The 13949-nt window shown below is 44.0% G+C and carries 12 protein-coding genes; 4 read left to right on the top strand and 8 right to left on the bottom strand.

From position 1 onward, the window contains the following. Positions 1-25 precede the first annotated feature (25 nt). Genes nuoF through ABU615_RS07160 form a run of 6 tightly spaced genes read right to left on the bottom strand, consistent with a single transcriptional unit; the run spans position 26 to position 4467 of the window. A complete protein-coding gene (gene nuoF / locus ABU615_RS07185; RefSeq protein ID WP_267392088.1) occupies positions 26-1321 on the bottom strand; it encodes an NADH-quinone oxidoreductase subunit NuoF in 1296 nt (431 codons plus the stop codon). Beyond that, complete coding sequence (gene nuoE, locus ABU615_RS07180) at positions 1321-1794, bottom strand: NADH-quinone oxidoreductase subunit NuoE (protein WP_100141445.1); 474 nt, start codon at positions 1792-1794, stop codon at positions 1321-1323. The genes nuoF and nuoE overlap by 1 nt, the downstream gene beginning before the upstream one ends. Continuing rightward, entirely contained in the window at positions 1794-3047 is a 1254-nt protein-coding gene (locus ABU615_RS07175; protein WP_100151420.1) for an NADH-quinone oxidoreductase subunit D, read from the bottom strand. The genes nuoE and ABU615_RS07175 overlap by 1 nt, the downstream gene beginning before the upstream one ends. Next, entirely contained in the window at positions 3040-3627 is a 588-nt protein-coding gene (locus ABU615_RS07170; RefSeq protein WP_367490080.1) for an NADH-quinone oxidoreductase subunit C, read from the bottom strand. Before ABU615_RS07170 ends, ABU615_RS07175 begins: the two co-directional genes overlap by 8 nt. 13 nt (positions 3628-3640) lie before the next feature. Further along, positions 3641-4120 carry an NADH-quinone oxidoreductase subunit B family protein gene (locus ABU615_RS07165; RefSeq protein WP_037407271.1) on the bottom strand — a complete coding sequence of 160 codons (480 nt, stop codon included), beginning with the start codon at positions 4118-4120 and terminating at the stop codon, positions 3641-3643. Next, the gene (locus ABU615_RS07160; RefSeq protein WP_367490082.1) at positions 4111-4467 is read right to left on the bottom strand and encodes an NADH-quinone oxidoreductase subunit A; all 357 of its coding nucleotides are present in this window, start codon (positions 4465-4467) and stop codon (positions 4111-4113) included. Before ABU615_RS07160 ends, ABU615_RS07165 begins: the two co-directional genes overlap by 10 nt. Before the next feature lie 475 nt (positions 4468-4942). Here ABU615_RS07160 and ABU615_RS07155 point away from each other — a divergent pair, with 475 nt between their 5' ends. Beyond that, entirely contained in the window at positions 4943-5209 is a 267-nt protein-coding gene (locus ABU615_RS07155; RefSeq protein WP_218965379.1) for a chorismate mutase, read from the top strand. Positions 5210-5252: 43 nt separating this feature from the next. Here ABU615_RS07155 and murJ read toward each other — a convergent pair whose 3' ends face one another. Then, positions 5253-6791: a murein biosynthesis integral membrane protein MurJ gene (murJ, locus tag ABU615_RS07150; RefSeq protein WP_370388749.1), complete on the bottom strand. Its 1539-nt coding sequence runs from the start codon at positions 6789-6791 to the stop codon at positions 5253-5255. 236 nt (positions 6792-7027) lie between these two features. Here murJ and asd point away from each other — a divergent pair, with 236 nt between their 5' ends. Beyond that, complete coding sequence (gene asd / locus ABU615_RS07145) at positions 7028-8143, top strand: aspartate-semialdehyde dehydrogenase (protein ID WP_370388748.1); 1116 nt, start codon at positions 7028-7030, stop codon at positions 8141-8143. Between the two features lie 200 nt (positions 8144-8343). Here asd and ABU615_RS07140 read toward each other — a convergent pair whose 3' ends face one another. Beyond that, positions 8344-9732 carry an L-cystine transporter gene (locus ABU615_RS07140; protein ID WP_370388747.1) on the bottom strand — a complete coding sequence of 463 codons (1389 nt, stop codon included), beginning with the start codon at positions 9730-9732 and terminating at the stop codon, positions 8344-8346. A 272-nt stretch (positions 9733-10004) separates the two neighbouring features. On the opposite strand from ABU615_RS07140, the gene thrB reads away from it, so the two are divergent. Next, entirely contained in the window at positions 10005-10925 is a 921-nt protein-coding gene (thrB, locus tag ABU615_RS07135; protein WP_370388746.1) for a homoserine kinase, read from the top strand. Between the two features lie 626 nt (positions 10926-11551). Further along, the gene (locus tag ABU615_RS07130) at positions 11552-13933 is read left to right on the top strand and encodes a glucose/quinate/shikimate family membrane-bound PQQ-dependent dehydrogenase (protein ID WP_370388745.1); all 2382 of its coding nucleotides are present in this window, start codon (positions 11552-11554) and stop codon (positions 13931-13933) included. Positions 13934-13949: the final 16 nt, after the last annotated feature.

Below are 13949 nucleotides of genomic sequence, written 5' to 3'. Positions count from 1 at the left end.
CAATCCTAACTAAGCAGATAGTGCCTTAGCACCAGCGATGTTCTTTCATGGGTTTGCCGTGTTCGATGTAGTGCTCAAACTCGGGGCGGAAATGCTTCATAAAGCCCTGAATCGGCATCACCGCCGCATCCGCCAACGCGCAGATTGTACGCCCCGAAATATTATTACCGAGTGATTCCAGCAAATCTAAATCCTCCGGCCGTCCTTTACCCGAGGTAATACGGTGGATAATGCGATACAGCCATCCTGTACCTTCACGACATGGGGTACACTGGCCGCATGATTCTTCAAAATAGAAGTAACTTAGCCGCTCCAATGCTTTAACCATACAGACATCTTCATCCATGACAATCACTGCACCGGATCCAAGCATAGAACCAGCTTTGGCAATGGCGTCATAATCCATCGTAATTTCCATCATGACATCAGCCGGCAGGACCGGTGCGGAGGAGCCACCTGGAATCACTGCTTTCAGCTTTTTGCCATTGCGCATGCCACCGCACATATCGAGTAAGTCTCTAAACGGTGTGCCCAGCGGTATTTCGTAGTTACCGGGGCGTTCTACATGGCCGGAAACTGAAAATAGCTTGGTTCCGCCATTATTTGGAATACCCTTATCCGCAAATTGCTGGCCACCATCGCGAATAATAAACGGCACCGAAGAGAACGTTTCTGTGTTATTGACAGTAGTGGGCTTGCCATATAGACCATAGGAAGCCGGAAATGGTGGTTTGAAGCGCGGCTGACCTTTTTTGCCTTCCAGTGACTCCAGCAGAGCGGTTTCTTCGCCGCAAATATAAGCACCATAGCCATGATGGGCATGTAACTCAAAGCTGAAATCACTGCCCAGAATATTTTGCCCGAGGAAACCAGCATCCCGTGCCTGCTGTAAAGCAGTTTCAAAGCGCAGATAGCTTTCGAAGATTTCGCCGTGAATATAGTTATAGCCGGTAGCCGCACCCATCGCATAACCACCAATAATCATGCCTTCAATCAGGGCATGAGGATTGTAATCAATGATATCCCGGTCTTTAAATGTACCGGGCTCACCTTCATCGGTATTGCAGACGATGTATTTGGTACCTGGAAACGAACGCGGCATGAAGCTCCATTTCAGTCCAGTCGGAAAGCCGGCGCCGCCACGTCCACGCAGGCCGGATGTTTTCAGCTCGGCTATCACATCGTCCTGCGGTATTTTGTCATGAATGATTTTTTTCAGTGCTTGATAGCCGCCGCGGGCTAAATAGGCTTCCAGCGTCCAGCATTCCGGATCAGTTGTATCAACCTGATTGAAAATTACGCCATTTTGGTACATTGCCATCAGTTCAACTCCGCCAGTTTCGCTTCGATGGCTTCTTCGCTCATAAAGCTACACATTTTATGATTGTTCACTAACAGCACCGGCGCATCACCACAGGCACCCATGCATTCGCCTTCTAAAAGTGTGTATTTGCCGTCAGCAGTGGTTTCGCCATAGCGAATACCAAGGCGCTTTTGCAGATATTCACCGGCATTGACACCACCACGCAACGCACAGGGAAGATTGGTACATACGGTGAGTTTATATTTACCTACCGGCTGGAGGTTATACATATTGTAAAAAGTAGCCACTTCCAATGCTTGTGCCGGTGGGATACCTATGTAGTCTGCTACTTCCTCGATGGTTTCTGGCTGTAACCAGCCCTTTTCTGTCTGTGCGATGCGCAGGGCTGACATAATGGCACTGCGACGCTGGTCGGCCGGATATTTGGCCAGTTCTGTATCAATCTGTTTTAAACTCTCAGCGGACAACATTATCTATCCACCTCCCCAAATACAATATCCTGAGTACCAATAATGGCGACCACGTCTGCAAGCATATGGCCGCGTGCCATTTCATCCATACCTTGTAAATGGGCAAAGCCCGGTGCACGGATTTTCATGCGATAAGGTTTGTTGGCACCATCTGAAATCAGATACACACCAAACTCCCCTTTCGGATGCTCAGTGGGCACATAAACTTCACCCTCCGGCACATGCATCCCTTCGGTAAACAGCTTGAAGTGGTGAATCAATTCTTCCATCCCGTCTTTCATAGCGGTACGATGTGGCGGCGCCACGGTATGATCATCCGTAATCACCGGCCCAGGATTGGTTCTGAGCCAGTCAACACACTGGCGGATAATGCGGTTAGCTTGCCGCATTTCATGAATGCGACACAGATAGCGGTCGTAGCAGTCACCATTGATGCCGACCGGAATATCGAAATCCATGGCGGCATAGGCATCATAAGGCTGTTTCTTACGAATATCCCACTCTATACCGGAGCCACGGAGCATCACGCCGGTAAAACCTTTCTGCATGGCTCGCTCTGGTGAAACCACACCAATCCCGACAGTACGCTGTTTCCAGATACGATTATCTGTAAGGAGATTTTCATATTCATCCACGCAGGCAGGGAACCGATTAGTAAAGTCTTCAATGAAGTCTAGCAAGGTGCCTTCACGGCTAGCGTTGAGTTTTTGCAATACCTTGGCATTACGGTATTTGCTGGATTCGTACTTAGGCATGAAATCCGGCAGATCACGGTAAACGCCGCCTGGACGGAAATAAGCAGCATGCATACGTGCACCGGATACCGCCTCGTAAATATCCATCAGGTCTTCACGTTCGCGGAATGCATACAGAAACACAGTCATGGCCCCGATATCCAGTGCATGCGAACCGATACCCATGAGATGGTTGAGGATTCGAGTAATTTCGGCAAACATCACGCGAATATATTGAGCGCGAATGGGTACATCAATATTCAGCAGACGTTCAACAGACAAGCAGTAGGCCTGTTCATTACACATCATGGATACATAATCCAGACGATCCATGTACGGCAATGCCTGAAGATAGGTACGTGATTCAGCTAATTTTTCCGTACCACGGTGTAATAGCCCGATATGTGGATCGGCACGAACGATATTTTCACCATCCATTTCCAGAATCAGGCGCAACACGCCATGTGCAGCCGGATGCTGCGGCCCGAAATTAATGGTGTAATTGCGTAATTTAGACACCGTACTGCTCCTCTCTCACCACGCGCGGCGTGACTTCACGCGGTTCAATCGTTACCGGCTGATAAATCACGCGGCCTTCGGCCTCGTCATAGCGCATTTCCACATAGCCGGAAACCGGAAAATCTTTACGAAATGGGTGACCGACAAAGCCATAGTCAGTCAAAATTCGGCGTAAGTCGGGATGATTGTTAAACAGGATGCCGAACATATCAAACGCTTCGCGTTCATACCAGTTGGCACCGTTATAAATGTCCACAACAGAATCAACCGTAGGAAAATCTTCCGCCTCTACCCATACACGCACGCGAACGCGCCAGTTATTGTTGATTGACAGTAAATGGCTCACAACGGCAAAACGTTTGCCTTCCCATGGTTCATTTTTGTAGCTCTGATAATCCACACCACATAAATCAATCAGAGTTTCGAATTTAAGTTCTTGGTGGTCTCGCAGGGTTTGCATCAGTTGGTGATAATCTGCGGCGGCGCAATCCAGCGTCAGCTCACCGCGATCCAGACAGTAACGTACTTTATCGCCGAAAGTGGTTTCACACACGGCCTTCAGTATTGCTATATCTGCCATATTTTCCTCACTTTCAGACCCGCGCTATGGTGGCGGTACGCTTTATTTTCAGCTGCAATTGCAACAGACCATAAACCAGTGCTTCTGCTGTAGGCGGGCAGCCAGGTACATACACATCGACCGGCACAATACGGTCGCAGCCGCGCACTACCGAATAGGAATAATGGTAATAACCGCCACCATTGGCGCAGGAACCCATTGACAATACCCAGCGTGGCTCTGCCATCTGGTCATAAACTCGGCGCAAGGCAGGCGCCATTTTGTTACATAAGGTACCGGCCACAATCATAAGGTCAGACTGGCGCGGCGACGGACGGAAAATAATGCCGAAGCGGTCTAGGTCATAACGGGCAGCACCGGCCTGCATCATCTCTACAGCACAACAGGCCAGCCCAAAAGTAGCCGGCCACAATGAACCGGTACGCACGTAGTTAAGTACGGTATCGGCAGTAGTTGTGACAAAACCTTTTTTTAAAACGCCTTCTATTCCCATTCCAGAGCGCCTTTTTTCCATTCATAAACAAAGCCGATAACCAAAATCAGCAAAAACAACATCATCGACCAGAAGCCATAGGCACCAAGCTCTTTAAACACCACGGCCCACGGCACCATAAAGGCCACTTCCAGATCAAAGAGGATGAATAAAATGGCCACCAGATAGTAGCGCACATCAAATTTCATACGTGCGTTTTCAAACGCTTCGAAACCGCACTCAAACGGTTCCTGCTTCATTTTATACGGGCGATTTGGTCCCAGTAACAGACCCAGAGAAATAAAAAGAACTCCGGCAGCAAAGCCAACCAGAACAAATATTAAGATGGGGAAATAATTCGCCAACATAATTGCGCCGACCTTATGCAAATATTGGTAAAATTGATGTATTGTAACTAATTTCGAACGTTATTAAAAGTACGTATTACATTAAACAGAAATAAAAAAATAATGTTTTCAATAATATAATGATAATTGTTATCATTAATATCTTCGAACAATTACTTGTTAATTTTCTATATTTTTTTCTGCTAGAGAAAACTGAATATCAATTATAAAATTTTTTATTAATCCCTGTTAGTTACAATTTTGCGCTATAAATATCACTTTTAGATAATTCTAATAACATAATTAAGAGGGTTGAGAGTACGCCCCGCTGTTTAACTTGAATTAAATTCTTTTAGTCGATATTTTTCATTTGTTAAGCTTAACGTTTTTAACTATATATAACATCTTTACTAGCCTAAAATATAATTTCTTGATAAATAAATAACTTACAAATATGCCATATACTCCACACCGTCTGCCAGATGATTGCAGCAATATGAATGAAATCCGTAGCGAAATTGATAACATTGATTATGCGATCATTCAGTTATTGTCCATCCGTTTCGGTTATGTCAAAGCAGCCAGTAAATTTAAAAAAAATACTGCCGATGTTCAAGCCAGTGAACGTTTTAAAAGCATGCTTGAAAAACGCCAGCACTGGGCAGAAGAGCAAGGTCTAAACGGAGAGGTAATCAAAACTCTGTACTCTGATTTGGTTAAATATTTTATTGCCGAAGAATTGAAAGAATTTGAACGCAAGTAATACGCTTACTTTACTCATCAAGAAAGCTAAAATACTGAGCTATTTATTCTGCTTCGGCACGCCGGAAATCACGTATCCGGAAACCCAATGCGAAAAGAGCACCGAAGTACAAGACAATTCCGGCCGCTATCAAGCCACTTAGCTGACCTACTTTTATCAGTCCGCTACTATGCCAATTAAATGGCAAATAATGCTGCAAGAGCCACAGACCGCTTCCCATAATGATCAATGCCATTACCAGCCGCAGCAGAAAACGCATCCATCCTGCTGTGGGTGTATACAGTTTCTGTCGTCGTAAAAGGATATACAACAGCCCAGCATTGATACAGGCACCTAAGCTGATGGCCAGAGCCAGACCAACATGATGCAGTTTCCACACAAACAGAAGATTCATTAACTGCGTCATGCATAAGGTGAAAATCGCGATTTTGACTGGCGTTTTTATGTTTTGACGCGCATAAAAACCTGGTGCCAATACCTTTATCAAAATCAGGCCAATTAGACCAACAGAATAGGCCACCAATGCGCCTTGTGTCATCAGTGCATCATATTCATTGAACTCTCGGTACATAAACAGCGTCGCTACCAATGGAAAGGACAAAACCGCCATACCCACAGCTGCCGGCAAAGTGAGCAGCATACATAGACGCAACCCCCAGTCGAGTAAAGCGGAAAAACTGGCAATGTCATTAGTGGCAGAATGCTTAGACAGCGTGGGCAGTAGAATTGTTCCCAGTGCTACGCCCAGTACACCCGTCGGCAACTCCATTAGGCGATCGGCGTAATACATCCACGATACTGAACCCGATTGCAGATAGGAAGCAAAGATGGTGTTAATCACTAAAGATATCTGCGCCACTGATACACCAAGAATGGCCGGTGCCATTTGCTTTAAAACACGGTTTACGGCCTTGTCCCTAAGTTTTAGCTTAGGCATGGCCAGAAAACCCAGCCTAAATAAATATGGCAATTGATACAACAGCTGCAACAATCCTCCCACAAATACTGCCCATGCCAGAGCCAGTACCGGCGGATGAAAATATGGTGCCAACCATAAAGCAAATACAATAAAGGAGATATTCAAAAATGTGGGGGTAAAAGCCGGCACACTGAACTGATGATAGGTATTGAGTACGCTGCCAACCAGTGAAGACAACGAAATCAAAAATATATATGGGAATGTGATCCGCAATAGCTGGACAGAAAGTGCAAACTTATCGGCATCTTGTTGAAAACCAGGCGCAGAAATATAAATTACCACCGGCGCAGCCAGAATCCCGATGGCTGTCACGATTATTAGCACAAACGACAGCAATCCGGCCACATGCTGCACAAAAGCCCGCGTTGCTTCTGGTGAACGCGTCTCGCGGTACTCAGCCAGTATCGGCACAAAGGCCTGTGAAAATGCGCCTTCGGCAAAAATACGGCGCAACAGATTGGGGAGTTTAAACGCCACAAAAAATGCATCTGTTGCCATGCCCGCACCAAAGCTGCGGGCTATTATGGTGTCGCGGATGAAACCTAGCACACGTGACAACATGGTCATGCTGCTGACTTTGGCCAGAGTACGCAGTAAATTCATCGATTGCACCAACTAAAAACAAAGGCGAAAGTGTACACCGGAATGGCTACCGATTCTATACGGCCAGAATTGAGCTCAAACGGATGGCACCAATCTGCCAAAACGTGCTATTCAGCATCAAATACAATTCAAACAAAAATTAACAGTTTACAAATAGTCACGAATATGGTTATAAGAGTGAACGACTTCTGGTAACAGAGATTTTGATTCATTTAAAGTGACTTAAGGAGCACCCGGTGAAAGTAGGTTTTGTTGGCTGGCGCGGCATGGTGGGTTCGGTATTGATGCAGCGCATGCAGGAAGAAAATGATTTTCAGAACATTGCTGATGCGTATTTTTTCACGACGTCGGCTGCAGGTGCGGCAGCGCCGGATTTTGGTCAGACAGCTAAAACTTTGCTGGACGCGCATAATCTGGAAGCACTGGCACAAATGGATATTATTGTTACCTGTCAAGGTGGTGATTATACAAAAGCTGTGCATCAGCCATTGCGTGAACAAGGCTGGCAGGGTTTCTGGATTGATGCTGCCTCTACCCTGCGTATGAGTGATAAAGCCGTTATCGTACTTGACCCGGTCAACCGTGCTGTAATTGATACTGCATTATCTAGTGGAATCAAAGATTTTGTAGGTGGTAATTGTACGGTATCACTGATGTTGATGGCTCTTGGCGGTCTGTTTGAGCAAGATTTAGTAGAATGGGCTACCAGCATGACCTATCAGGCAGCTTCCGGAGCTGGTGCTCAAAATATGCGCGAGCTGATCAGTGCCATGGGTGCAATTGAATCACAGGTTAGTACCGAGCTGGCCGATCCGGCCAGTGCTATTCTGTCCATCGACCGCAAAGTAGCCGATTTTCTGCGCAGCGATGCTTATCCGCAGACACAATTTGGCGTACCGTTGGCCGGAAGCCTGATTCCTTGGATTGATGCTGATCTGGGTAATGGCCAGTCAAAGGAAGAGTGGAAAGGTGCCGTAGAAACCAATAAGATTTTAGGTCGTAGTACCCAACCACTGGTGATTGATGGATTGTGTGTACGTGTGGGTGCCATGCGTTGCCACAGTCAGGCGCTAACTATAAAACTGAAACAGGATTTACCGGTCTCTGAAATTGAACGTATTTTGGCGTCAGCTAATGACTGGGTAAAAGTCGTGCCGAATGAAAAAAATGCCTCCATGCACGAGCTGACACCTGCGGCTGTTACCGGCACATTAACTGTACCTGTCGGACGTATTCGCAAAATGGGTATGGGCGGTGATTACATTAGTGCATTTACCGTTGGTGACCAGCTTTTATGGGGTGCCGCAGAACCCATCCGGCGCATGTTGCAAATTGTTCTACACAGCAGATAAATATACAGTAGCAAGTTGGATAATATTTACTTGTCCTGTATTCATAACAGGGTGGTTTATATTTAATTACCCTGTTTTTTTCTGAGTGCATTCATAATCGCAATCTGTTCAGATCATTGCGAGAGCATCAATATAAATTCAGCCAGTCCGTATTAAAAGACTGGCTGAAATTCAAAGTAGTTTTAGTTCACTCAAAACGATTATGGTGTAAGCTCATCATGTTCGCTACTATTTAGTATGGCTTGATCCGTTTGGTGTAGCCACTGGCTGGTTAAAGTACCGGCGGTCATGGCGCCACTAACATTCAATGCCGTGCGACCCATATCAATTAAAGGTTCCACCGAAATTAGTAACGCAACTAATGTAATCGGCAAGCCCATTGCCGGTAATACAATCAAAGCAGCAAAAGTCGCACCACCCCCCACCCCTGCTACCCCAACTGAGCTGATGGTTACTATTCCAACTAGGGAGGCTATCCACCAAGGGTCAAGCGGATTAATTCCTACTGTTGGTGCAACCATAGTAGCCAGCATGGCCGGATACAAGCCAGCACAGCCATTCTGCCCGATGGTTGCACCAAAAGAAGCAGCGAAACCAGCAATCGACTTTGGCACACCTAGGCGTTGTGTCTGTGCCTCGACATTTAGTGGAATAGAAGCAGCACTGGAGCGGCTAGTAAAGGCAAATGTCAGCACCGGCCAAACCTTCTGTAGATATTTTATTGGATTGATACCAGAAACCCCTAGCAACAAACCATGTACCATAAACATTAATGCCAATCCCAAATAAGACACCAGTACAAAAGCCCCAAGCTTGATGATATCTTGTAAATTGGAAGCGGCCACTACTTTTGTCATTAACGCCAGCACGCCACAGGGAGTTAATAACATGACGATCCGAACCAGCTTCATAATCCAACTTTGCAACGTATCTATAGCCAGCAATACCCTTTCACCTTTAGCGGCATCATCTTTCAAAAGTTTCAATGCCGCTATACCTAAAAATGCAGCAAAAATCACAACACTGATAATAGAAGTTGGATTTGCTCCAGTTAAATCAGCAAAGGGATTTTTCGGAATAAATGAAAGAAGCAGTTGTGGTACGGTTAAATCGGCTACCTTTCCAACATAATTTGTTTGAATTGCAATATAACGTGCAGTTTCAGCCTCACCCTGAATCAAGCCGTTTGCAGTCAATCCAAACAAGCTGGTAAGAAGAGTTCCTATCAGGGCCGCAATAGCCGTAGTCAGCAACAATACACCTATCGTCATCAGGCTGATTTTGCCCAGCTGTGTGGCATTATGTAAACGCGCTACCGCACTCAGAATAGAAGCAAATACTAGCGGCATCACTACCATCTGTAAAAGCTGAACATAACCATTACCAATTACATTAATCCACTGCAATGATGCATCAACAGCTGGACTGGCTGTGCCGTATACAAGCTGTAGCCCCAGTCCGAATAAAATACCCAGAATCATACCCAGCAATACTTTTCTGGAAAGACTCCATTTGATAAACTGCGTTCGACCAAGCACCCATAATAACAATGCGAACACTATCGTGTTCGCAAGCACGGATAAATTCATTTTATACTCCTGAACTGGCAAACCTTCAGCCAGCGTTTAATACATAGTGCTTATCAAGGATACGTAAATCTTCTCAGCTTGTGAAATAGCCCTTATGCATTCATTTATTCCTTTTTATTATATGTTAAAAGCATAATAACCGCTGTATTAGTCCTGTTTTGCTGACTGAATACAAGTTTTTTTTGTTATCATGCACACGTTTTGCTGAAATCAATTCTATTTTCTGTTTCAGCTTTTAATAATGTCTATATCCTGTTTGATTGGTGATATCTATGTCTGTTTATACCAGTGTCAGCGATGATGAAATGCGCACTTTTCTGCGCGATTATCACTTGGGTCGATTTATTGGTTTGCAAGGTATCGCTCAAGGGGTAACCAACAGTAATTACTTCGTTACCACCACACGGGGACGTTATGTATTAACAGTATTTGAAGCCATGACCCAAGCTGAACTGCCTTTTTTTCTGGATCTTACCCAGCATCTCAGTGCTCATGATGTAGCTTGTCCTACCCCCATTGCCCGAATAGACGGCCGGTTGGATAGTACGCTTGCAAGCAAGCCAGCCTGTTTAGTTACTTGCTTGTCTGGCAAAGACACCAGCAGCCCTTCTGAGCAGCAATGCTTCCATACAGGAGCCATGCTGGCGAAAATGCATTTGGCCGGAACTGAATTTCCTCAAACAATGCCTAATCCACGCTACATAAGCTGGTGGCACGAAGCCAGCAATCGGCTGTTACCTTTTCTAAATGCAGAAGATAAGCATCTATTGCTAGAAGAAATTGCTTTTTTTGATACTCATAATCGTGCGGATTTACCAGAAGGTATTATCCATGCCGATCTGTTCCGTGATAATGTTTTGTTGGACGGGGAGCAGGTAGCCGGATTTATTGATTTCTATTATGCATGTAATGGCAACTTCATGTACGACCTTGCTATTGCAGTAAACGATTGGGCTCGACGAGCAGACAATCATCTTGATCAGAATCTCCAGCAAGCTTTTTTCCGTGGATATGAAAGCATACGAACACTAACCACTGATGAAAAAGATTATTTCCCGATTGCACAACGGGCAGCATGTATCCGTTTCTGGGTTTCACGCTTGCTTGATTATCATTTTCCGCAAGTTGGCGAAATCACCTTCATCAAGGATCCAAATGTATTCCGTGATTTATTGCTAAGCTTGCGCCAGTAATATATTTATATGCCATCAGCAATAGAAAATATATTAATTTCAAACTTTTCAATAAAAAGCAAAGAATATACGGAAGAATTTTTTATCTTAAGAAAAGTTCATTTATTAAATAATTTATCAATCTAATAATTTACAGCTTATTTAAAAAATAATTAATAGTGAATTAAGCCAACCAGATAGCTTCAGCATTAACCAACCATTTTTATCAAAAACTTTGAATTTTTGAAATAATTATATTAACAAAACTACATCTATTCGTATCGAAACTGTGCGATGACATCAGATAAAAACAAAATCAAGAATGTTCACATAAGAAAATATTATTGTTGCGCCCTAGAGATAATTAATACTACTGAAAGAATCTGTTCTGAATCATTATCAACCAGATTTTTGAAAAAAGAATTAACTTTTATACACCATCGTCAATAATATAATTTATTATCAATAAATCTGCTAAATTAGCTTTTGAATCGCTAAGACAATAATTTTTAGATGAATAGTATATAAAATCTTGAATATTAATTATTTAATATTCATATAGATAGTCATTTGCATAATTATTATTGCTGACTATAATGACTTTTATTAACCATAAGAATTTTATTAAAACAACATACAGAGGCATAATGAACACACATAAATCAAAGCGTTTCGTCGCCAAAATCATCACATCGATCATATTATGGCTAGCTACTCTTTATCTGCTTATAGGAGGAATTTGGTTAATTAGTCTGGGCGGTTCCGCTTATTATGCAATCCTAGCAATCGCACTTGGTTTGTTCACCGTTCTATATCAGCGTAATTGCAGCAATAGCCTGTGGTGGTTCGCGATAATCCTCATTGCCACACTTGATTGGGGATTATCGGAATCCGGTACAGACTTTTGGGCATTGGCACCACGTTTTGACATTCTGTTTATACTAGGTCTGTGGCTACTGTTACCATGGCCAACACGCCAATTAACTACAAAACGCAGTGGCCAAGCCGCCATTGCCATTGGATTGATAGTTATTCTGGGTATCATGCTTTACAGCATTAATCATGACCCACAGGAAATCAACGGAACCATTTCGCGCGCCCAGCCAGCACCTGCAGTAGACCCAAATGGCGTAGCAGCAGAAGACTGGCCCGCCTATGGCCGTACACAAGGCGGTACACGCTATTCCCCTTTAACTCAAATCAATACCAATAACGTTAATCAGCTTAAAGTAGCCTGGACCTATCACACCGGTGATTTCAAAACTAATAACGACTCAGCGGAAACAACTAATGAGCTGACACCAATTAAAATCGGTAACAAACTATTCATTTGTACACCACATCAGTTTCTGGATGCCCTCGATGCCACAACAGGTAAAAGGCTTTGGCGTTTTGATCCAAAGTTACGCAGCAATAAAACCTTTCAACATCTAACTTGCCGTGGTGTCAGCTATTACGACGCGACCAAAGCTAAGCAAAATGAAACCACTCCTTCTACTTTATGTCTACGAAAAGTCCTTTTGCCGGTTAATGATGGACGTTTAATTGCAGTTAATGCCGACAATGGACAAAAATGTCAGGACTTTGGCAATAACGGCGAAATCAACCTTCAAGCTAAAATGCCTTACGCATATTTAGGTGGCTACAATCCTACTTCACCGCCGGTAGTGACACCCAGCACTATTATCATTGGTGGGTCTGTTACTGATAATCTCTCCACAAAAGAGCCCTCTGGTGTCATCCGTGGTTATGATGCCAACAATGGCCATCTGAAATGGATATTTGATACTGGTGCACAAAATCCGAATGCCATGCCGGGTGAAAATACTACTTTTGTGCATAATTCTCCCAATGCTTGGGCACCTCTAGCCTATGACCAGCAAAGGAATATTGTTTATGTACCTACTGGGGTAGGTACACCAGATATCTGGGGAGGCAATCGAGATAAACTCAAAGAACGATATGCTAATTCCATCGTGGCACTAAATGCCTCCACCGGAAAACTTATTTGGCATTTTCAGACCACTCATCACGATTTATGGGATATGGATGTGCCAGCTCAACCATCATTAATGGATGTAACACTACCTTCAGGAAAACGAGTACCAGCCATTTATATTTTGACTAAAACTGGTAATATTTTTGTGCTTAATCGTGAAACTGGACAACCCATTGTTCCTATTACAGAAAAATCAGTACCGCAAACCTTAAAACGTGGCAATCCAACTAAAGGCGAGCACTATGCAGCAACTCAGCCATTCTCAACACTAAGCCTGACACCACAGGGCAAACTCACAGATAAGGATATGTGGGGTGCAACCATGTTCGATCAGCTTGTCTGCCGAATTCAATTTAAACGTCTAAATTATGATGGCATTTATACGCCACCTTCTGAAAATGGCACTCTTGTATTTCCCGGAAATCTAGGTGTGTTTGAATGGGGTGGTATATCTGTGAATCAAGATCGTCAGATTGCACTAATGAATCCGATTGGACTACCTTTCATTTCTCGCCTGATACCAACCAATCCAAACAGAGCACAGCAAGAACAAGGTGCAGGCACAGAAAACGGTATGCAACCCATGTATGGGGTACCTTATGGAGTAGAAATCAATCCTTTCCTATCTCCGATTGGCTTACCCTGCAAACAACCAGCCTGGGGATTTGTTAGCGGCGTAGATTTACAAACTAATAAAGTAGTCTGGAAAAAACGTATCGGAACAATACGCGATAGCCTACCGAAACTGTTTGAACTGCCTCCGATGAAAATCGGTGTACCAGGGCTTGGCGGTTCAATATCTACTGCAGGTAATGTAATGTTTGTCAGTGCCACACAAGATGATTATCTACGTGCCTTCGACACTAGTAATGGTCAATTATTATGGCAGGCACGCTTACCAGCAGGTGGTCAAGCAACACCTATGACCTATGCTGTTAATGGCAAACAATACGTTGTACAAATGGCCGGAGGTCATGGTTCATTTGGTACAAAAATGGGTGATACATTAATTGCCTACACCCTGCCATAAGTTTTAAAGAACACGG

The organism is Snodgrassella alvi, assembly GCF_040741455.2.
In the GTDB taxonomy this organism is placed as follows: domain Bacteria; phylum Pseudomonadota; class Gammaproteobacteria; order Burkholderiales; family Neisseriaceae; genus Snodgrassella; species Snodgrassella alvi_E.
Note: the sequence above shows the minus strand (reverse complement) of the source record. Positions and strands in the feature narration are given on the sequence as shown.

Coding starts and splice junctions, on each gene's coding strand:
- ABU615_RS07160 (WP_367490082.1), bottom strand. CDS start 4,467: ATGTTGGCGAATTATTTCCCCATCTTAATATTTGTTCTGGTTGGCTTT.
- ABU615_RS07140 (WP_370388747.1), bottom strand. CDS start 9,732: ATGAATTTATCCGTGCTTGCGAACACGATAGTGTTCGCATTGTTATTA.
- nuoF (WP_267392088.1), bottom strand. CDS start 1,321: ATGGCAATGTACCAAAATGGCGTAATTTTCAATCAGGTTGATACAACT.
- ABU615_RS07155 (WP_218965379.1), top strand. CDS start 4,943: ATGAATGAAATCCGTAGCGAAATTGATAACATTGATTATGCGATCATT.
- ABU615_RS07165 (WP_037407271.1), bottom strand. CDS start 4,120: ATGGGAATAGAAGGCGTTTTAAAAAAAGGTTTTGTCACAACTACTGCC.
- nuoE (WP_100141445.1), bottom strand. CDS start 1,794: ATGTTGTCCGCTGAGAGTTTAAAACAGATTGATACAGAACTGGCCAAA.
- murJ (WP_370388749.1), bottom strand. CDS start 6,791: ATGAATTTACTGCGTACTCTGGCCAAAGTCAGCAGCATGACCATGTTG.
- ABU615_RS07130 (WP_370388745.1), top strand. CDS start 11,552: ATGAACACACATAAATCAAAGCGTTTCGTCGCCAAAATCATCACATCG.
- thrB (WP_370388746.1), top strand. CDS start 10,005: ATGTCTGTTTATACCAGTGTCAGCGATGATGAAATGCGCACTTTTCTG.
- ABU615_RS07170 (WP_367490080.1), bottom strand. CDS start 3,627: ATGGCAGATATAGCAATACTGAAGGCCGTGTGTGAAACCACTTTCGGC.